This window comes from Amycolatopsis arida, assembly GCF_900115565.1.
GTDB lineage: Bacteria > Actinomycetota > Actinomycetes > Mycobacteriales > Pseudonocardiaceae > Yuhushiella > Yuhushiella arida.
Map to the genome: position 1 here is coordinate 614,716 of NZ_FOWW01000001.1, position 17,080 is coordinate 631,795.

Consider the following 17,080-nt stretch of genomic DNA (forward strand, 5'->3'; position numbering starts at 1 on the left):
CCGCACTGTACGTAGCCCCCACCCGCTACCGGGGGGCGTGCCCAGGTCCAGCCTACCGAGGTCGGGGGGTGCACGGTGGGTGTTCGGGAATCTGTGGACAACTGGGGTCGATCTGGGGGCGCGAAGGCTCCGTTCGGTTCCGATCGGCCGAGAAATCGACCGATCGGGTCAGTGCTCGCGATCCGGGCGTTCCGCCGGCTGTGCGGGGTCACCGTGCTGTGCAGCACGCCGACTGGCTCTCCCTGCTGGCGCTGACCGCGTTCGCCACCAAGCTGGTCGATGGTCCGGCCAAGAACTTCGCCTTCGGCGGCGTGGTGCTCACCCAGCTCCTGCCCGGCCTGGTGCTCGCGCCGCTCGGCGGCCTCCTCGCCGACCGACTGAACCGGCGCACGGTCATGATCTGCTGCGACCTCGCCCGTGCCGCGCTGGTGCTGTCGATCCCGCTGGTCGGCACGCTGTGGTGGCTGTTCCTCGGCAACCTCCTCGTCGGCTGCTGCGCGCTGCTGTGGATCCCCGCCAAGGACGCCGCGCTGCCGAACCTGCTGCGCCGGCCCGAGCAGATGGAGGCCGCCGGGCAGGTGGGGTTGGTGCTGACCTACGGCGTGTCGGTGGTGTGCGGTGCCGGGCTCTTCGCGGCGATCAGCGGGATTCCCACGGTGCTGGGCCTGCCCACGACGACGTTCGGGGAGCTCGGGCTGGCCAAGGTGGCCCTCACCGTCAACGGCCTGCTCTTCCTCGGTAGCGCGCTGCTCGTCGCGGCGCGGTTGCCCGAGCTGTCCCGCCGGTCAGCCACGGCCCGCCGGCCGGCCACCCGCCGAACGGGCCTCGACCGGGCGCCGCTCCGCGACGGCCCGCGGTTCCTGCGCGACTCACCGCTGGTCGCCGGGCTGCTCATCGGCATGACCGGCGCGGTCGCCGCGGGCGGCGCCGTCGTCGGGTCGGCCGTGCCGTACACGGCCAGCCTCGGCGCCGGCGACGCGGCGTTCGGGCTGCTGCTGGGCGCGGTGTTCCTCGGCGCCGCCGGCGGGATGGCCGGTGCGCCCCGGCTCGCCCGGCGGCTACCCCGCGAGCGGGTGTTCACCAGCGCCATCACCAGCGCCGGCGGGGCACTGGCGGCGGTCGCGGTGACGCCGCACCCGGTGTCGGCCGTGCTCGCGGCCACCGCGCTGGGCGCCGGTGCCGGCGCCGCGTTCCTCACCGCGACCACGATCATCGGCAGCGAGGTCGACGACGCGGTGCGCGGCCGGGTCAACGGGGTGTACCAGCTGCTGGTGAAGGTGGTGCTGGCGGCGGCGGCCGCGCTCGCCGCCACGCTGGTGACGCTGCTCGGACCACGCACCGTCACGGTGTGGGGCGACGCGTTCCTGGTCGACGGGACCCGCCCGGTGCTGCTGGGCGCGGCGGCGGCGGCCGTGCTCGCCGGGCTCGCCGCCCGCCGCCGGCTGCGCCGCGCCCCGCGGCCGGTGCCGACGGGGACCGGCGCTGACCGGGCACCATCGATACCCTCGCGGACATGGCCGAACACGTGATCGTGGCGACGACCACCGACAGCGAGGACAGGGCGCGGGCACTGGCCGCCGGCGCGGTCGAGGCGAAGCTGGGCGCCTGCGCGCAGATCGTCGGCCCCATCACCAGCGTCTACCGGTGGGAGGGCGCGACCCACACCGACCCCGAGTGGCGGGTGGAGATCAAGACCGCCGCGGACCGGGTGGCCGCCCTCACCGAGCACCTGAAGGCCGCGCACTCCTACGACGTTCCGGAGATCGTCGCCACCCCGATCACCGGCGGCAGCGCCGCGTACCTGTCGTGGGTGGTCGACGAGACCCGGCCTCAGTCGTAGCGGCGCGGGGTCCAGACCACGCTGCCGCCGTCCGGGCGGGTGCGCACCCGCGTGCGGGACGAGCCGATGATCAGCAGGCAGCGCATGTCCACCCCCGCGGGGTCGAGCTCGCCGAGCGTCGACACCCGCACCGACTCCTCCGGCCCGCCGACGTCCCTGGCGACGACCACCGGCGTGTCCGGCGCGCGGTGCCGCAGCAGCACCTCCCGCGCCCGGCCGAGCTGTGTGGTGCGGCTGCGCGACGCCGGGTTGTACACCGCGACCACCAGGTCGGCCTCCGCCGCGGCGACGAGCCGGCGCTCGACCACCTCCCACGGCTTGAGCCGGTCGGACAGGGACAGCACGCAGTAGTCGTGTCCCAGCGGCGCCCCGATCCGCGCCGCGGCGGCCTGCGCGGCGGTCACCCCGGGCAGCACCCGCACCGGCACCTCCGCCCACGGCGGCCGTTCGGCCTGCTCCAGCACCGCCGACGCCATCGCGAACACCCCGGGGTCGCCGGAGGACACCACCGCGACCTTCGCGCCCGACCTGGCCAGCTCCAACGCCTCCGCGGCCCGCTCGGCCTCCACCCGGTTGCCCGACGCGTGCCGGCGCTGCCCGGCGCGCTGCGGCACCTTCGCCAGGTACGGCCCGTACCCGACGAGGTGCTCGGCCTCGGCCAACGCGGCCTCGGCCTCCGGGGTGAGCCACCGCGGCCCGGCCGGGCCGAGCCCGACCACCACGACCTCTCCCCCGCCGCGCGGCTCGCCGGCGCCGGCCGCCGGAGCCGGCGCCGCGGCCCCCGAGGTGCGCGCCGCGTACGCCGGGCTGGCCAGCACCGCCAGCGAGAAGTAGGGCACGGTCTCCGGGTCCACATCGGACATCGACTCGACCCGCTCGGCGCGCCAGGTGACCCGCTCGACGTAGACGGCCTCGTCGAGCCGGCCGGCCTCGGTGAGCGCGTCCCGCACGGCACCGAACGTGCGGCCGAGCTTGAGCACGGCCGCGGCGTCGGTGTCGGCCAACCGCCGGGCCAGCTCGGGCGCCGGCAGCGTGCCCGGCAGGACGGTGAGCACCTCGTCGCGCTGCACCAGCGGGCGGCCCAGCGCGGCGGACGCGGCGCTCACCGACGTCACCCCGGGCACGACGTGCGCCTCGTACCGGTCGGCCAGCCGCTCGTGCATGTACATGTAGGAGCCGTAGAAGAACGGGTCGCCCTCGCACAGCACCACGACGTCCCGGCCCGCGTCGAGGTGCTCGGCGAGCCGCTTGGCGGACAGCTCGTAGAAGTCGGCGATCGCGCCCTCGTAACCGCCGGGATGGTCGGTGGTCTCCGTGGTCACCGGGTACATCAGCCGCTCCTCGAGCTGCCCGGGCCGCAGGTACGGCTCGGCGACCGAGCGCGCGATGCTGCGGCCGTGCCGGGCGCAGTGGTAGGCCACCACGTCCGCCGCGCCGATCACGCGAGCGGCCTTGACCGTCACCAGCTCCGGGTCACCCGGCCCGAGGCCCACACCCCACAGCGTCCCCCGCGTCACAGCTCGTCCTTGCAGGCGATCGCGTTGACCGCGGCGACGGCCAGCGCGCTGCCCCCGCGCCGCCCCCGCACCGCCAGGTACGGCGCGGGCCGGCGCTCCACCAGCGCCTCCTTCGACTCCACGGCGCCGACGAAGCCCACCGGCACGCCGATGATCGCGGCCGGGACGCCGACGCCCTCGTCGAGCAGCTCGAGCAGCCGGAACAGCGCGGTCGGCGCGTTGCCGATCGCCACCACCGACCCGGGCAGCCGGTCCCGCCAGAGCTCGAGCGCGGCGGCGGAGCGGGTGGTGCCCATGCGCTCGGCCAGCCCGGGCACCCGCTGGTCGGACAGCGTGCACAGCACCTCGTTGCCGGCCGGCAGCCGCCGCCGGGTGATCCCGCTGGCGATCATGTTCGCGTCGCACAGCACGGGCGCGCCGGATTCCAGCGCGGTGCGGCCGGCCTCCACGACGTCGAGGGTGTAGGCGAGGTCGTCGACGAGGTCGACCATGCCGCAGGAGTGGATCATCCGGACCGCGACCGCGGCGACGTCGTCGGGCAGGATCGCCAGGTCGGCCTCCTCCCGAATGGTGGCGAACGAGTGGCGGTAGATCTCCGCCCCGTCCCGGATGTAGTCCATCTACCCGTCCTCTCCTGCCCGCTGCGCTGCTTCCGCCACCCGCGCCGCCGGAACCCAGCTGCCGCCCACCCGGTAGCCGCCGTCCGCGGCGAGCACGTCGACGTGGGGCCCGCGTGGGCGACCGCAGCGGCGCTCGCACCCGGCGAGGTGCACCCGGTGGCCCGGTGGTAGCACGGGCAGCAGCCGGCGGGCGTCGGCCCGCACGTCGGCCCGCGACTTCGGGCACCCCGGCCGGCCCACGCAGGCGCTCACCCCGGGGGCGGGGTCGGCGGGGTCGGTCACCAGGCCGGGCAGGTCCGGCGGTGTGGTCACCCCGGGCAGCAGCAGGGTCCGCCACGGCGTGACCACCACCCCCGCCGAGCTCCGGTCGGCCAGCCCGCGCAGGGTGGTGGCGGCCAGCTCCCCGAGCACCGGGGCGACGCAGGCGAAGCCGGGGTGGACGCCGACCGGTGGTCCCGCGCGGCGCGGCAGCCGCGCCGGCTCCGCCCGCCGGCCCAGCGGCGCCGCGGCGACGAGCAGCGCTCCCGTGTCCGGCAACTCCCGCACCCGCCACGCGGCACCTCGGGTGGCGGTGAACGCCGCGGCGACGCCGAGCAGCGCGTCCACCGCGGCGGCCGCGGGTACCCGCAGCCCGGTGTCGGCGCCGGCGAGCAGCAGCGCTCCCTCGGGTCCGCTGCCATCCGGGCCAGTGGAGTTCCGGCGGTCGAAGCCGGCGTCGTTCGGATCGGCGAACTCGCGGCCGGTCACCGCTTGCCAGGCGACGTCGGGATCCTCCCCGGCGACGTCGCCCCTGCCGTCGTCGAGCGCGAACAGGAACCGGCCGGGCAGTCGGGCCAGCTCCGGGCGGGCGCACAGGGCCGCGTCGAGCTGCCGGACCAGCGGGCGCACGTCGAGCAGGCCCGCCGCCTCTCCGCCGTCGAGGCCGCTGGCCGGCGAGCCGAGGATGTTGCGGACCCGCTCGTGCCCGGGCGCGGGCAGCAGCCCGGCGGCGGAGAGGCGGCGGACGAGCTCGGGTTCGGCCCGGTCCAGGCCGCGCAGCTGGACGTTGCCCCGGGACGTGAGGTGTGCCGTGCCGTCGCCGAGGTCGGCCGCGCAGCCGGCGAGCACGCGGAGCTGGGCGGCGGTGAGCACCCCGCCGGGCAGCCGGATCCTGGCGACCGCGCCGTCGGCCGCGTCGTGCGGGGCGAAGACACCCGGGCACGCGTCGGCATGGGAGCGCGCGGGGGTGGCCATGGTGCTCACTGTAAACGCCGGGTCCCCCGGGCTGGCCCACCCGGCGACCGCCGAGCGCCAACACGGCGACGTGAACGGCGAACACGGTGACGTGAAGCGCGGACACGGCGACGGTTGGGTGCAGGTATGCGGTGGCTTGTAATAGATGTGCTATCTTCGGCAGCACTTACTTGATGGGGGTGAACCATGACCGACCCGGATGTCGTGCTGGAGGTGCGCGACCTGCGCATGCGGTACGGCACGAAGGACGTCCTCGACGGGGTGACCTTCGCCGCCCACCGTGGCGAGGTGCTCGCCCTGCTCGGGCCCAACGGCGCCGGCAAGACGACCACGATCGAGATCCTGGAGGGCTTCCGCCGCCGGTCGGCCGGCCACGTGGCGGTGCTCGGCAGCGACCCGGCCCACGGTGACGAGACCTGGCGGGCCCGGCTCGGGATCGTCCTGCAGTCCTGGCGCGACCACGGCAAGTGGCGGGTCCGCGAGGTGCTCGACTACCTCGGCGGCTTCTACGCGCCCTACGCCACGCCGGAGCGCCCGCGCCCGTGGAACCTGGACGAGTTGCTCGCCACGGTCGGCCTCACCGAGCACGCCGGCAAGAAGCTCCGGCACCTCTCCGGCGGCCAGCGCCGCCGGCTGGACGTGGCGATCGGCATCGTCGGGCGCCCGGAGCTGCTGTTCCTCGACGAGCCCACCACGGGGTTCGACCCGCAGGCCCGGCGCGAGTTCCACGACCTGGTGCACCGGCTGGCCGACGCGCACGACACCACGATCCTGCTCACCACGCACGACCTCGACGAGGCCGAGAAGCTGGCCGACCGCATCCTAATCCTCTCCCGGGGGCGCATCATCGCCGACGGCTCCGCCGACGCGTTGAGCCGGCGGATCGCCGGTGAGGCGGAGGTCCGCTGGACCCGCGACGGCCAGCGGTTCGTGCACACCACCCCGGCGGCGACGAAGTTCGTGCACGAGCTGTTCAAGCAGCACGGCGAGGCGATCGAGGACCTGGAGGTGCGCAGGGCCTCCCTGGAGGACACGTACATGACGTTGGTGCGGCAGGCGGAGTCCGGCCAGGACGAGATCGTCGCCGCCCGGTTCCGGGAGGTGGGCGCGGCATGAACGGTGGGACTTCGATGACGACCGCCGTCCGGCTCGGGGTGCGCCGCGGCTGGATCGAGTTCCGGCAGACGGTGACCAACGCCGAGGACGTGATGGGCGCGATCATCCCGGTCGCGATCCTGCTGGTCGTGCTGGTCTTCATGCGGGACGCCACGGTGCCCGGCACCACCTTCTCGCTCGGCGCCACCGCGGTCCCCGGCGTGCTCGGCATGAGTCTGGTCTACAGCGGCATGGTCGGCATCGCCGCGTGGCTCAGCGTCGACCGGGAGGACGGCACCCTGCTGCGGGCCAAGGCCACGCCCAACGGGATGGTCGGCTACCTGGTCGGCAAGGTTTGCGCCACCTCGGCCTCCGCGGTGCTCATGCTGCTGCTCGTGCTGGTGCCCAGCCTGTTCCTGTTCGAAGGGCTGGCGACCGGCGGCGCCCGTGCCTGGCTGACCCTGCTGTGGGTGCTGGCCGTGGGCCTGCTGGCCACCCTGCCGATCGGCGCGGCGCTCGGCTCGCTGGCGAGGAGCCCACGCAGCATGGGCCTGATCATGCTGCCGTTCATGGCGCTCACCGGCGTCTCCGGGGTGTTCTACCCGATCACCGCGCTGCCGGAGTGGCTGCAGTGGGTCGGCCAGGCGTTCCCGATCTACTGGATGGGCCTCGGGATGCGCTCGGCGCTGCTGCCCGACACCATGGCGGCCGTGGAGATCGGCGAGTCGTGGCGGCACCTGGAGACCCTGGGCGTGCTGGGCGTCTGGGCGGTGCTCGGGTTCGCGCTGGCCCCGGCGCTGCTGCGGCGGATGGCCCGCCGCGAGTCCGGCTCGGCCGTCGCGGCCCGCCGGGAGCGAGCCATGCAGCGGGTGAGCTGAGACGTGAGCGAGCTCGCGAGCGAACCATTCACCACAGCAGCCCGGCGAACGCCGCCAACGAGCGCCAGCGAGGAGGGGCCCGCGGGCGAGCTTGCGAGCACGCCATACAACACAGCAGCCCGGCCAACGCCGCCGACGAGCGCTAGCGAGGAGGGGCCCGCGGGCGAGCTTGCGAGCACGCCATACAACACAGCAGCCCGGCGAACGCCGCCGACGAGCGCTAGCGAGGAGGGGGCGTGAGCGAGTCGATCTTCAACCGGATCGCGATGCTGCGGGCCGAGCGGGGCCTCTCCCGGCGGGAGCTGGCGGATGCCCTCGGCGTGCACTACCAGACCATCGGCTACCTCGAGCGCGGCGAGTACAGCCCGAGCCTGCACCTGGCGTTGCGCATCGCCGAGTACTTCGAGGTGCCGGTGGAGGTGGTGTTCTCCATCCGCCCCTTCCCGCGGCTGGGCAGCTCGGAGCACTCCGCATAGAGTGAGGGCCGACCACCCGCGCGGACGCGGAGGAACCCGGTGCGAATCCGGGACTGACCCGCAACTGTGACCGGACTCCACGTCCGGGAGTCAGGAACTCCGGCCGACGCGTACCCGCGACCCGGGGCGAGGACTCCCCGCGAAGGAGCACCGTGATCCTGCTGCTGTCCACATCGGACACCGACCTGCTCAGCGCTCGGGCCAGTGGCGCGGACTACCGGCTGGCCAACCCCGCCCGGCTCGACCTCGCCGACCTGCCCGACCTGCTGGCCGGGGCGGACATCGTCGTCGTGCGGATCCTCGGCTCGGCCAAGACCTGGCCGGACGGGCTGGCCACCGTGCGGGCCTCCGGCGCGCACGTCGTGGTGCTCGGCGGTGAGCAGGCCCCTGACGCCGAGCTGATGGAGCTGTCCACCACCCCGGCCGGGATCGCCGCGCAGGCCCACGTCTACCTGGCTCAGGGCGGGCCGGACAACCTCGCCCAGCTGCACCGGTTCCTCTCCGACACGCTGCTGCTCACCGGCGAGGGCTTCGCGCCGCCGGTGGAGCAGCCGATGTGGGGTGTGCTGGACCGTCCCGACCCGGGAACCGGCGGCCCGGTGGTGGCGATCCTGTACTACCGGGCCCACCACCTGTCCGGTAACACCGCGTTCGTGGAGACGCTGGCCGCCGCGGTCGAGACCGCCGGCGGCCGGGCGCTGCCGATCTTCTGCGCGTCGCTTCGGCACCGCGAGCCAGGCCTGCTGGCCGAGCTGCGGAAGGCCGACGCGCTGCTGGTCACCGTGCTCGCCGCCGGGGGCACCCGGCCCGCCGAGGCCGGCGCGGGCGGCGACGACGAGTCCTGGGACGTGGCTGAGCTCGCCGCGCTGGACGTGCCGATCCTGCAGGCGCTGTGCCTCACCAGCGACCGGGAGACCTGGGCGGCCAACGACGAGGGCCTCTCGCCGCTGGACGCGGGCAACCAGATGGCCGTGCCCGAGTTCGACGGTCGGCTGATCACCGTGCCGTTCTCGTTCAAGGAGCTCGACGCCGACGGGCTGCCGCACTACGTGCCCGATCCCGAGCGAGCCCGCCGGGTGGCCAGGATCGCGTTGGCGCACGCCCGGCTGCGGCACACCCCGCCGGAGCGGCGGCGGATCGCGCTGATGCTGTCGGCCTACCCCACCAAGCACTCGCGGGTCGGCAACGCGGTCGGCCTGGACACCCCGGCCAGCGCCGTCGAGCTGCTCCGCCGGATGCGCGCCGCCGGCTACGACCTCGGGCCGGACGCCTTCCCCGGGGTGGAGCCCACCGGCACCGACCAGCCGGACGGCGACGCGCTCATCCACGCGCTGATCGCCGCCGGCGGGCAGGACCCGGAGTGGCTCACCGAGGAGCAGCTCGCCGGCAACCCCATCCGCGTCCCCGCGGCCCGCTACCGGGAGTGGTTCGACGCGCTGCCAGCCGAGCTGCGCGCGGCCATGACCGAGCACTGGGGGCCGCCGCCGGGCGAGCTGTACGTCGACACCTCGCACGACCCCGAGGGGGAGATCGTGCTGGCCAGCCTGCGCGCCGGCAACGTGGTGCTGATGATCCAGCCGCCGCGCGGCTTCGGGGAGAACCCGGTGGCCATCTACCACAACCCGGACCTGCCGCCCAGCCATCACTACCTCGCCGCCTACCGCTGGCTGGAGCAGGACTTCGGCGCGCACGCGGTGGTACACCTCGGCAAGCACGGATCGCTGGAGTGGCTGCCCGGCAAGACCGCCGGGCTGTCCGCGGCGTGCGCCCCGGACGCGGTGCTCGGCGACCTGCCGCTGGTGTACCCGTTCCTGATCAACGATCCCGGTGAGGGCGCGCAGGCCAAACGCAGGGCGCACGCCACGATCGTCGACCACCTGGTGCCGCCGATGGCCCGCGCGGAGAGCTACGGCGACCTGGCCCGGCTGGAGCAGTTGCTGGACGAGTACGCCAACATCGCCGCGATGGACCCGGCGAAGCTGCCGGCGATTCGCGGGCAGATCTGGACGCTGATCCAGGCCGCGAAGCTCGACCACGACCTCGGCATCGAGGAGCGACCGCACGACGCCGAGTTCGACGACTTCCTGCTGCACGTCGACGGCTGGCTGTGCGAGGTGAAGGACGCGCAGATCCGCGACGGGCTGCACGTGCTCGGCGCGGCACCGACCGGCGAGGCGCGGGTGAACCTGGTGCTGGCCATCCTGCGCGCGCAGCAACTGTTCGGCGGCCGGCACGCGGTGCCGGGGCTGCGCACCGCGCTGGGCCTCGGGGAGAACGCTCCCATGTCCGAAGTGGACTCCGTGGAGCGCACCGCCCGCGCCCTGGTCGAGGCCATGGAGGAACGGAACTGGTCGGTGGACGCCATCCCCGAGGTGTGCACCGAGGTGCTGCCACGCCATGAAGGTGGCCTTCATGGCGTGGCCGCGGTGTTGGAGTTCGCCGCGACCGAGGTGGTGCCGCGGCTGGCCGGAACCGCGGGCGAGCTCGACGCCGTGCTGCACGCGCTCGACGGCGGCTACGTGCCGGCGGGGCCGAGCGGGTCGCCGCTGCGCGGGCTGGTGAACGTGCTGCCCACCGGGCGCAACTTCTACACGGTCGACCCGAAGGCGGTGCCGAGCCGGCTGGCCTGGGAGACCGGGCAGGCGCTGGCCGAGTCGCTGCTGCGGCGCTACCGCGAGGACACCGGGGACTGGCCGCGCTCGGTGGGCCTGTCGGTGTGGGGCACGTCGGCGATGCGCACCTCCGGCGACGACGCGGCCGAGGTGCTGGCGCTGCTGGGTGTGCAGCCGGTGTGGGACGAGGCGTCCCGCCGGGTGGTCGGGATCGAGGCGATCCCGCTGGCCGAGCTGGGCCGGCCGCGGATCGACGTGACCGTGCGGATCAGCGGCTTCTTCCGGGACGCGTTCCCGCACGTGATCGCCCTGCTGGACGACGCGGTGCGGCTGGTGGCCGAGCTGGACGAGCCCGAGTCGGACAACTTCGTGCGCGCGCACGCCCGCGCCGACCTCGCCCGGCACGGCGACGAGCGGCGGGCCACCACCCGGATCTTCGGTTCCAAGCCCGGCTCGTACGGGGCAGGGCTGCTACCGCTGATCGACTCCGGCAACTGGCGCGACGACGCCGACCTGGCCGAGGTGTACGCGGTGTGGGGTGGCTACGCCTACGGCCGCGACCTCGACGGCGCGCCGGCGCGGGAGGACATGGAGAGCAGCTACCGGCGGATCGCGGTGGCGGCGAAGAACATCGACACCCGTGAGCACGACATCGCCGACTCCGACGACTACTTCCAGTACCACGGCGGGATGATCGCGTTCACCCGGGCGCTCACCGGCACCGCTCCGACGTCCTACGTGGGCGACAGCACCACCCCGGACGCGGTGCGCACCCGGTCGCTGGCCGAGGAGACGGCGCGGGTGTTCCGGGCGCGGGTGGTGAACCCGCGCTGGCTGGCCGCGATGCGCCGGCACGGGTACAAGGGCGCGTTCGAGCTGGCCGCGACAGTGGACTACCTGTTCGGCTTCGACGCCACCGCCGGCGTGGTGGACGACTGGATGTACGAGCGGCTCAGCGAGTCCTATGTGCTCGATCAGCAGAACCAGGAGTTCCTGCGGCAGGCCAACCCCTGGGCGCTGCGCGGCATCATCGAGCGGCTCACCGAGGCCGCCGACCGCGGTCTGTGGGCGAAACCGGACCCCGACCTGCTCGCCCGGATGCGCGAGGTCTACCTGACCCTCGAAGGCGACCTCGAGGACACCTGACCCCGTGCCCGCGCCCTGCGCACACGTGTCCGCCTCCTGTGCACACGTGTCCGCGGCCTGCGCACATGTGTCGCGTGTTCGTGCGCGCGAGCCGCCCGTGTCGGGACCGCTCCTCACACCGGGCGGGGCTCGGCGGCACCCGGTGCGCCCGCCCGGTCGTCCCAGCGCTGCCGGGTTCCGCCGCGGGGGCGCAGCGACACGCCGGCCTCGACGAGGGCGGTGCGGACGAACCCGAAGGAGCGGTTGGTCTCCCGGGCCAGGGCGCGGATGGGGACGCCGGCGCGGTACCGCTCGGCGTACCAGGCGGCGAGCAGCCGGCGCCGCTCGCCGGTGATCCGCTGGTAGCGGTGCGGTGGCTCCACGTCGGTCACCAGCCGGTGCCGGCGAGCACGTCGACGATCGTGTCGGCGACCTCCGGCAGCGGCACGAACTGCCCGCTCGGCGCGTCGACGACCCACACCAGCTCGCGCTCGTCGTCGACGTACGCGGTGCCGCGGTCGAGCCGCTCCGGGTTCGTGACGACCAACCCGGCGAAGGCTTCCATGGCCACCCTGTCGGTATAGACCTTCATGGCGACCGACATCCCGGCCGCGGTCAGCCCGTCGGCGATGGCCCGGTTGAACGATCCGGTGCCGCAGGACACGGGCCGGTCGACGGCGGCCAGCAGCCGCAGACTCGCGCGGACCATCGCGGCCGGGCGGGCGTCGCGCGGGCGGAGGTACCACTCGACGCTGCCGTCGTCGTCGACGCTCAGCGAGCCGCCGGGCACGGCGATCCGGCCGCGCCACGGTTCCTGGTCGGCCACCGGCACGTCCCGTTCCGCCAGCAGGTCGGCGACCCGGAGGATCGCACTGGAGTGGTCGGTCATCGGCATGACGTCTCCCTTCGCGGTCGGTGTTGCACGTGTCACAGGCTGCCGCCGCGGCGCTACGATCGGAACCAGTGACACGTCGAATACGCAAGGTGAAGGACTGCTGATCCTCACCGGGTGCGGGTGAGGACTTCACGGATGGCTCCGAAACGGCACAGCACGCTGCAGTTCTGGGGGCGGGAGCTGGCGACCGCCCGCGAGAGGTGCGGGCTCAGTCAGGACGCGCTGGCGCAGCGGATGTACGTCTCGCCGTCGCTGGTGGCCATGTGGGAGACCGGGCGGCGCACCCCGAAGGCCGAGGACCTGACCCGTTGCGAGGAGATCGTCGGCAGCAACGGCTACCTGTCCCGCCTGCTGTCGGAACTGGTCTCCCGCGATGTGCCGCAACAGTGGATGGGCAAGTGGATCGAGGTGGAATCCCGGGCCACCACTCTCTTGTCCTTCCAACCCACCGTCATCGACGGCTTACTCCAAACCGAGGACTACGCCCGTGCGATGCTCGAAGACGACGACCTGGTACAGGTTCGGATGGAACGGCAACGAGTCTTGGGAGATGGAGAGCCACCCATGCTCGTGGTGGTTCTGCCCGAGTACGTGCTGCGCCAACAGGTGGGTACCGCCACCGTGATGCGGGAGCAGATGCTGCACTTGGCCGAGATAGCTCGCCAACCACGCGTGGTGGTGCAGGTGGTGCCACCCGACGCCTCAGCCAGTGCCAAGTTCACCGGGCCGTTCGTGGTCGCCAGCTTCGACGGCGGCAACGAGGTGGCATACGTGGACAACCAGCTCCGTGGGGAGGTGGTGGAGCGGCCGGACGACGTGGCACAGTTACGACAGGTGTTCGAGCTGTTCCGCTCCGACGCGCTGTCCAAGCGGCAGTCGATCGAGCTGATCGAGAAGGTGGCAGACCAATGGGCGACATCCTGACCTGGCGCAAGTCCTCCTACACCGGTTCCAACGGGGGCACCTGCGTCGAGGTCGCCTGGCGCAGGTCCTCCTACAGCACGGCCAACGGCGGTGCCTGCGTGGAGGTCGCCGGCCGGGACCAGCGCACCGGCGTGCGCGACTCCAAGGCCCCGGGCTCGGGCGAGCTGTGGTTCCCCGCGGCCGCCTGGCGGGCCTTCCTCACCGAACTGCGGTAGCCGGGCCGATCGGGCGATAACGCCTCCCGCAGTGCGTCCGGTTGGCTACCCTGTGTTCGGTCGGTTGAGGGAGGACGACGTGACCGAAACGGGGAGCTGGCTGTCCGACGTGACCTTCTGGGTCGACGGCAAGGCATCATCACCCGCCACAGGCGGCGGAGGCAGCGGCGGCGCCGACACCGGCGGCGGTGGTGGCGGCGGCTTCAGCCTCACCCGCGACGAGGCCGAATCCCTCCTCCGCGAATGCCGCGGGATCCTCGACGACCTACGGGCATGTGAAGAGCGCGCTGCCGGTCTGACGCGAATGGGTCCGCCAGCCCAGGACCCGGCCAGTGTGGCGCTGAACAAGGCGTTCGTCGGTGACGGCAGTGACCCCGGCGCGTTCGGCTACGGCCACGGCCACATCAAGAAGGAAATCGCCTACCTCGAGGAACTGATCGACCGGCTGCGACGCGCACTAAACGATATCGACGACGCCGATGACGTCGCCGCACGTCAGGTCGGCCGAGCCGGCGGGAACAGCGAGGAAGGGTACATTCAGTGAAGTTCAGCACCATGGTGGTAGCCGTGATAGCCGTGGCGTTGGTTGGCGGCTGTTCACCGGGGGAGGCTGGCTCACCCTCTCCCGCTGAGCTTTCCACCACCAGCGGGTCGAACGGTCCGGACACCTCGGACCCGCCACACAGCGGAGCCCCCAAGGTCACCAACCCCCTCCCCGAGTCGGTCCTCTCCGGTAGCCCCTGCGACGCCCTCACCCGCCAACAGGTCGAAGACGCCCTCGGAAAGAACGCAGGTCACGGTGAACTCGATGCCGACTTCGCCCCCGGTCCGACCTGCCGGTGGAGCAACCTCGAAACCGGCGCGGGGTTCAGCGTGTTCTTCGGCACGAAGACCCGGCAAGGGTTGAGCGACTTCTACCAGAACACCCGACCGCAGATGAAGGTGTGGCGAGAGATCCCCTCGGTCCGGGGCTACCCGGCGGTGGCGTTTCGGTTCGATGCCGATCCGGAATCGTCGTGCACGGTCGCGGTGGGCATTGCCGACACCTACGACGTATCGGTAGCGGTCTCCACACCCATTCGGCGCCGGCCGGACAGTGATCCGTGCGTGCCCGCCGAGCGGTTGGCGGGGGAGTTGGTCGGAAACCTCGAACAGAAGGCGGGGCGCTGATGGAATCGGTCGGCAGAAGCATCGCGGCGGCGATGGCCGAGCTCATTCAGCGAGAGGCCATGCCGATCCCGGAGCTGGTGCGGCAGGTGCAGGCTGGTCGAGCCGAGGACTGGTACACCGGATCGGGCACGGCGCAGGAGTTGGCCGGCGCGCACGAGGAGGCCAGCACGCGGTTGCGCAAAGTGCTCACCGGCCTGGAATCGGTGTGGACCGGGGCCGGGGCGGATGCCGGGCGGGCCAAGCTCCAACCGATGGTGGAGGTGACCGATGCCGCGTCGCAGGCGTATGACGGCAACGCGCGGGTGGCCACCGAGGGCGCGTCGGGGTTCGAGGAGATGAAGCGGTCGTTGGTGCCGATGCCCGAGCGGCCGCCGACGCGGGACTTCCTCGACCACGCCTCGCCGTGGGAGACCGACACCGAGGAGCGGATCCGCCAGTACCGGGCGGTGGAGGAGCAGAACCTCCAGCGCTACCAGGCCTACGACCAGCAGACGCAGGCGGCGGGGTCGGGCCTGGCGCGGGACTACGGCCAGCTGGGCGCCTTCGACGGCGAGGTCACCCTCGACACCAGTCCGGCCAGTGACACCGGTACCGACGGCCGGCGCGACCCCGGCCAGCCGCGCACCCCGGCCGGCTCGGCGTGGGCGCCACCGCCGTCCCCACGGCACCAGCCGGACATCCCAACACAGCCCGGGACACCGGCGCCCGCCAGCGGCGATGGCGGTGGGACCTCGACCCGGCCGGGTGCGGACGAGTCGACGCACACCTCCCGGGTGGTGCCTCCGGCGGCCCACCAGCCCTCCTGGAGCCCGCCGGGCGGCTCCCAGCCCACGCCACCGCCCGGCCCCGGCCCCACCGGCGGTCCGCCCGGCACGGGCACCTACACCAGCCCCTACCCGCCCGGACGCACCAGCGGCATCGGGGCCTCCCCCGGTGGCCGCTCCGGCGGTGGGCCGCTTTCCGGCGGCCGCTCGGCCGGCGTGGGCGGACCCGCCGGCCCGGGCGCGCCGCGCGGTGGTGGGGCGCCGGCGCCGGGCAAGCTCACCGGCGCGGCACCCGGCGGCGGCCCGACTCCGGCGGGAACTGCCCCGGGCACGCGCCCGGGCGCGGGTGGCGGCCGGGCCGGGATGCCGATGGGCGGCATGGCGCCGGCCGCCGGCGGGGGCGGCAAGAGCAGCGACTCCGACCACCAGCGCAAGTACGTCCAGCCCAGCGACGAGCACTTCGTCCTGGTCACCGACGGCGAGAAGCTGCGCGACCCGGAGACCGGCATGGCCGTCACCCCGCCCACCCTCGGCCGGCCGTGACCGGAGACTACCGACCACTGCCGCTGCCCCGACTGGCGCTACTGCGCACCTGGGCCGACGAAGGGCTCGGCGAGCCGCACCCGGTGCTCGGCGGCAACGGGTACTACCTGCCCGCCGCGGCCAGCGCGAAACTGGACCGGCTGTGCGGCCAGTGGTACGAGGACCTGGGCCTGTCCGCCGGCGGTCGGCTCGCCCGACCGTTCCGCCGCCTCCTGCGCACCCTCGCCGACGCCGGCCGGGAGGTCTACTGCTGGAGTAGCTTCGCCGAGCCATCCCGTGACCAGGCCGTCCTCGTCGCCGTCCGGGACGACACCGCCGCCCGGCTCGTCGTCAGGGGCGGCCTCACCTGGCTGGACACTGTGGACACCGACCGTTGGCTCGAGGAGTTCCTGGCCACCCTGCCCGCGGCACCACCGGCACCGGCCCGCCCACTCACCGTCGAGAAGTCCACACTGGACTCCCCCGGCGACCCGCTCGCCGAGGACGACCCCGCCGCGGACCTCCGCGACTGGCTCGCCGCGGAACGGGACGCCGTCCACCAGGTGTTCACCGCGGTCCGCGAGCCGGAGGGGCGACGGGTCCGCGGACTCCGCCTCACGATCCTCGATCTCACCCACCACGGGCGAATCGTGACCTTCCTCCGCGACGGTACGCTCGGCCAGGATGTCCACCTTCGCCCGGGCACCACCGGTGAGATCACCGCGGCGCTGGACGGCCTCGGAACGGAGATCGCGCGCCGCTGACGGCGCTCAGGCCCGGCGCTCGGCCGTGCAAGCCAGCCCTTCGGTCTCCTGTGTCACGTACCGCCGGGTGAGCCCCCCGGCCAGCCGCCCGACGACCGGGGCGAGCGGGCCGGACTGCTCCAGCACCAGCGTGAGCACCACCCCGTCGCCGTCCGGCGTGAGCAGGTGCCGGCCCACCGTGGTCACCCCCACCGACCGGGAACGCCAGGTGAACTCGCGGTGCTCGACCAGGTCGGTGACCTCCCAGACCGCCGGCGGCAGCCGCGGCTGCCGCACCCTGGCCCTGCTGCCCACGCGCAACGGCCCGCCGTCCAGCCGGCGCACCGACGTCATCGACGGCGTCGACTCCGGCCAGCGCTCGACGTCCACCAGCACCGCCCACGCCACGTCGGCCGCGGCCGTGATCCGCCGCGAGGTCTCGAACCGCATG

18 protein-coding genes and 1 riboswitch are annotated in these 17,080 nt (G+C 73.7%); of the genes, 12 read left to right on the forward strand and 6 right to left on the reverse strand.

The window, feature by feature from the left end; translation table 11 throughout:
- Positions 1 to 218: 218 nt before the first annotated feature.
- Both BM051_RS02910 and cutA read left to right on the forward strand, forming a co-directional pair.
- Positions 219 to 1,529: an MFS transporter gene (locus BM051_RS02910; protein ID WP_166677701.1), complete on the forward strand. Its 1,311-nt coding sequence runs from the start codon at positions 219 to 221 to the stop codon at positions 1,527 to 1,529.
- Entirely contained in the window at positions 1,514 to 1,840 is a 327-nt protein-coding gene (gene cutA, locus BM051_RS02915) for a divalent-cation tolerance protein CutA (RefSeq protein ID WP_092527477.1), read from the forward strand. Before BM051_RS02910 ends, cutA begins: the two co-directional genes overlap by 16 nt.
- Here the strand turns inward: cutA and BM051_RS02920 are convergent.
- From BM051_RS02920 to BM051_RS02930, 3 genes are read right to left on the reverse strand one after another with little or no spacing between them, the layout of a single operon-like run.
- Positions 1,831 to 3,357 carry a precorrin-2 C(20)-methyltransferase gene (locus BM051_RS02920; protein ID WP_092527479.1) on the reverse strand — a complete coding sequence of 509 codons (1,527 nt, stop codon included), beginning with the start codon at positions 3,355 to 3,357 and terminating at the stop codon, positions 1,831 to 1,833. The genes cutA and BM051_RS02920 overlap by 10 nt on opposite strands.
- The gene (locus BM051_RS02925; RefSeq protein WP_092527481.1) at positions 3,354 to 3,977 is read right to left on the reverse strand and encodes a precorrin-8X methylmutase; all 624 of its coding nucleotides are present in this window, start codon (positions 3,975 to 3,977) and stop codon (positions 3,354 to 3,356) included. The genes BM051_RS02920 and BM051_RS02925 overlap by 4 nt, the downstream gene beginning before the upstream one ends.
- Positions 3,978 to 5,210: a nitrite/sulfite reductase gene (locus BM051_RS02930; protein WP_092528442.1), complete on the reverse strand. Its 1,233-nt coding sequence runs from the start codon at positions 5,208 to 5,210 to the stop codon at positions 3,978 to 3,980. It abuts the gene before it with no gap.
- A gap of 186 nt (positions 5,211 to 5,396) precedes the next feature.
- Between BM051_RS02930 and BM051_RS02935 the strand changes: the two genes are divergently transcribed.
- The 4 genes from BM051_RS02935 (at position 5,397) to cobN (ending at position 11,417) form a co-directional block, all read left to right on the forward strand.
- A complete protein-coding gene (locus tag BM051_RS02935; protein WP_092527483.1) occupies positions 5,397 to 6,326 on the forward strand; it encodes an ABC transporter ATP-binding protein in 930 nt (309 codons plus the stop codon).
- A gap of 14 nt (positions 6,327 to 6,340) precedes the next feature.
- On the forward strand, positions 6,341 to 7,183 hold the full coding sequence (locus BM051_RS02940) for an ABC transporter permease (protein WP_424923275.1): 843 nt from the start codon (positions 6,341 to 6,343) through the stop codon (positions 7,181 to 7,183).
- A gap of 236 nt (positions 7,184 to 7,419) precedes the next feature.
- Positions 7,420 to 7,659 carry a helix-turn-helix transcriptional regulator gene (locus tag BM051_RS02945; protein ID WP_092527488.1) on the forward strand — a complete coding sequence of 80 codons (240 nt, stop codon included), beginning with the start codon at positions 7,420 to 7,422 and terminating at the stop codon, positions 7,657 to 7,659.
- Between the two features lie 29 nt (positions 7,660 to 7,688).
- Positions 7,689 to 7,759: riboswitch (cobalamin riboswitch) on the forward strand.
- A 52-nt stretch (positions 7,760 to 7,811) separates the two neighbouring features.
- A complete protein-coding gene (gene cobN / locus BM051_RS02950; RefSeq protein ID WP_092527491.1) occupies positions 7,812 to 11,417 on the forward strand; it encodes a cobaltochelatase subunit CobN in 3,606 nt (1,201 codons plus the stop codon).
- A gap of 113 nt (positions 11,418 to 11,530) precedes the next feature.
- Here the strand turns inward: cobN and BM051_RS02955 are convergent, their stop codons facing one another.
- Together BM051_RS02955 and BM051_RS02960 are read right to left on the reverse strand one after the other, a co-directional pair.
- Positions 11,531 to 11,788 (reverse strand): helix-turn-helix domain-containing protein, encoded by a 258-nt coding sequence (locus BM051_RS02955; RefSeq protein ID WP_424923276.1) that lies wholly within the window; start codon positions 11,786 to 11,788, stop codon positions 11,531 to 11,533.
- Complete coding sequence (locus BM051_RS02960) at positions 11,785 to 12,291, reverse strand: hypothetical protein (RefSeq protein WP_092527494.1); 507 nt, start codon at positions 12,289 to 12,291, stop codon at positions 11,785 to 11,787. Before BM051_RS02960 ends, BM051_RS02955 begins: the two co-directional genes overlap by 4 nt.
- A 135-nt stretch (positions 12,292 to 12,426) precedes the next feature.
- Between BM051_RS02960 and BM051_RS02965 the strand changes: the two genes are divergently transcribed.
- From BM051_RS02965 to BM051_RS02990, 6 genes are all read left to right on the forward strand, one after another.
- Positions 12,427 to 13,215: a helix-turn-helix domain-containing protein gene (locus BM051_RS02965; protein WP_092527497.1), complete on the forward strand. Its 789-nt coding sequence runs from the start codon at positions 12,427 to 12,429 to the stop codon at positions 13,213 to 13,215.
- Positions 13,200 to 13,430 carry a DUF397 domain-containing protein gene (locus BM051_RS02970; protein WP_092527500.1) on the forward strand — a complete coding sequence of 77 codons (231 nt, stop codon included), beginning with the start codon at positions 13,200 to 13,202 and terminating at the stop codon, positions 13,428 to 13,430. Before BM051_RS02965 ends, BM051_RS02970 begins: the two co-directional genes overlap by 16 nt.
- 79 nt (positions 13,431 to 13,509) lie before the next feature.
- Positions 13,510 to 13,974 carry a hypothetical protein gene (locus BM051_RS02975; protein WP_092528446.1) on the forward strand — a complete coding sequence of 155 codons (465 nt, stop codon included), beginning with the start codon at positions 13,510 to 13,512 and terminating at the stop codon, positions 13,972 to 13,974.
- Positions 13,971 to 14,600, forward strand: coding sequence for a DUF3558 domain-containing protein (locus BM051_RS02980; protein WP_092527503.1), 630 nt, complete (start codon positions 13,971 to 13,973; stop codon positions 14,598 to 14,600). The genes BM051_RS02975 and BM051_RS02980 overlap by 4 nt, the downstream gene beginning before the upstream one ends.
- Before the next feature lie 59 nt (positions 14,601 to 14,659).
- Positions 14,660 to 15,907 carry a hypothetical protein gene (locus BM051_RS30255; protein WP_166677702.1) on the forward strand — a complete coding sequence of 416 codons (1,248 nt, stop codon included), beginning with the start codon at positions 14,660 to 14,662 and terminating at the stop codon, positions 15,905 to 15,907.
- A complete protein-coding gene (locus BM051_RS02990; protein WP_092527509.1) occupies positions 15,904 to 16,650 on the forward strand; it encodes an ESX secretion-associated protein EspG in 747 nt (248 codons plus the stop codon). Before BM051_RS30255 ends, BM051_RS02990 begins: the two co-directional genes overlap by 4 nt.
- Before the next feature lie 6 nt (positions 16,651 to 16,656).
- On the opposite strand, the gene BM051_RS02995 is transcribed toward BM051_RS02990, so the two are convergent.
- Complete coding sequence (locus tag BM051_RS02995; RefSeq protein ID WP_092527512.1) at positions 16,657 to 17,079, reverse strand: SRPBCC family protein; 423 nt, start codon at positions 17,077 to 17,079, stop codon at positions 16,657 to 16,659.
- Position 17,080: the final 1 nt, after the last annotated feature.

Coding starts and splice junctions, on each gene's coding strand:
- cutA (WP_092527477.1), top strand. CDS start 1,514: ATGGCCGAACACGTGATCGTGGCGACGACCACCGACAGCGAGGACAGG.
- BM051_RS02925 (WP_092527481.1), bottom strand. CDS start 3,977: ATGGACTACATCCGGGACGGGGCGGAGATCTACCGCCACTCGTTCGCC.
- BM051_RS02930 (WP_092528442.1), bottom strand. CDS start 5,210: ATGGCCACCCCCGCGCGCTCCCATGCCGACGCGTGCCCGGGTGTCTTC.
- BM051_RS02935 (WP_092527483.1), top strand. CDS start 5,397: ATGACCGACCCGGATGTCGTGCTGGAGGTGCGCGACCTGCGCATGCGG.
- BM051_RS02940 (WP_424923275.1), top strand. CDS start 6,341: ATGACGACCGCCGTCCGGCTCGGGGTGCGCCGCGGCTGGATCGAGTTC.
- BM051_RS02960 (WP_092527494.1), bottom strand. CDS start 12,291: ATGCCGATGACCGACCACTCCAGTGCGATCCTCCGGGTCGCCGACCTG.
- BM051_RS02965 (WP_092527497.1), top strand. CDS start 12,427: ATGGCTCCGAAACGGCACAGCACGCTGCAGTTCTGGGGGCGGGAGCTG.
- BM051_RS02970 (WP_092527500.1), top strand. CDS start 13,200: ATGGGCGACATCCTGACCTGGCGCAAGTCCTCCTACACCGGTTCCAAC.
- BM051_RS30255 (WP_166677702.1), top strand. CDS start 14,660: ATGCCGATCCCGGAGCTGGTGCGGCAGGTGCAGGCTGGTCGAGCCGAG.
- BM051_RS02995 (WP_092527512.1), bottom strand. CDS start 17,079: ATGCGGTTCGAGACCTCGCGGCGGATCACGGCCGCGGCCGACGTGGCG.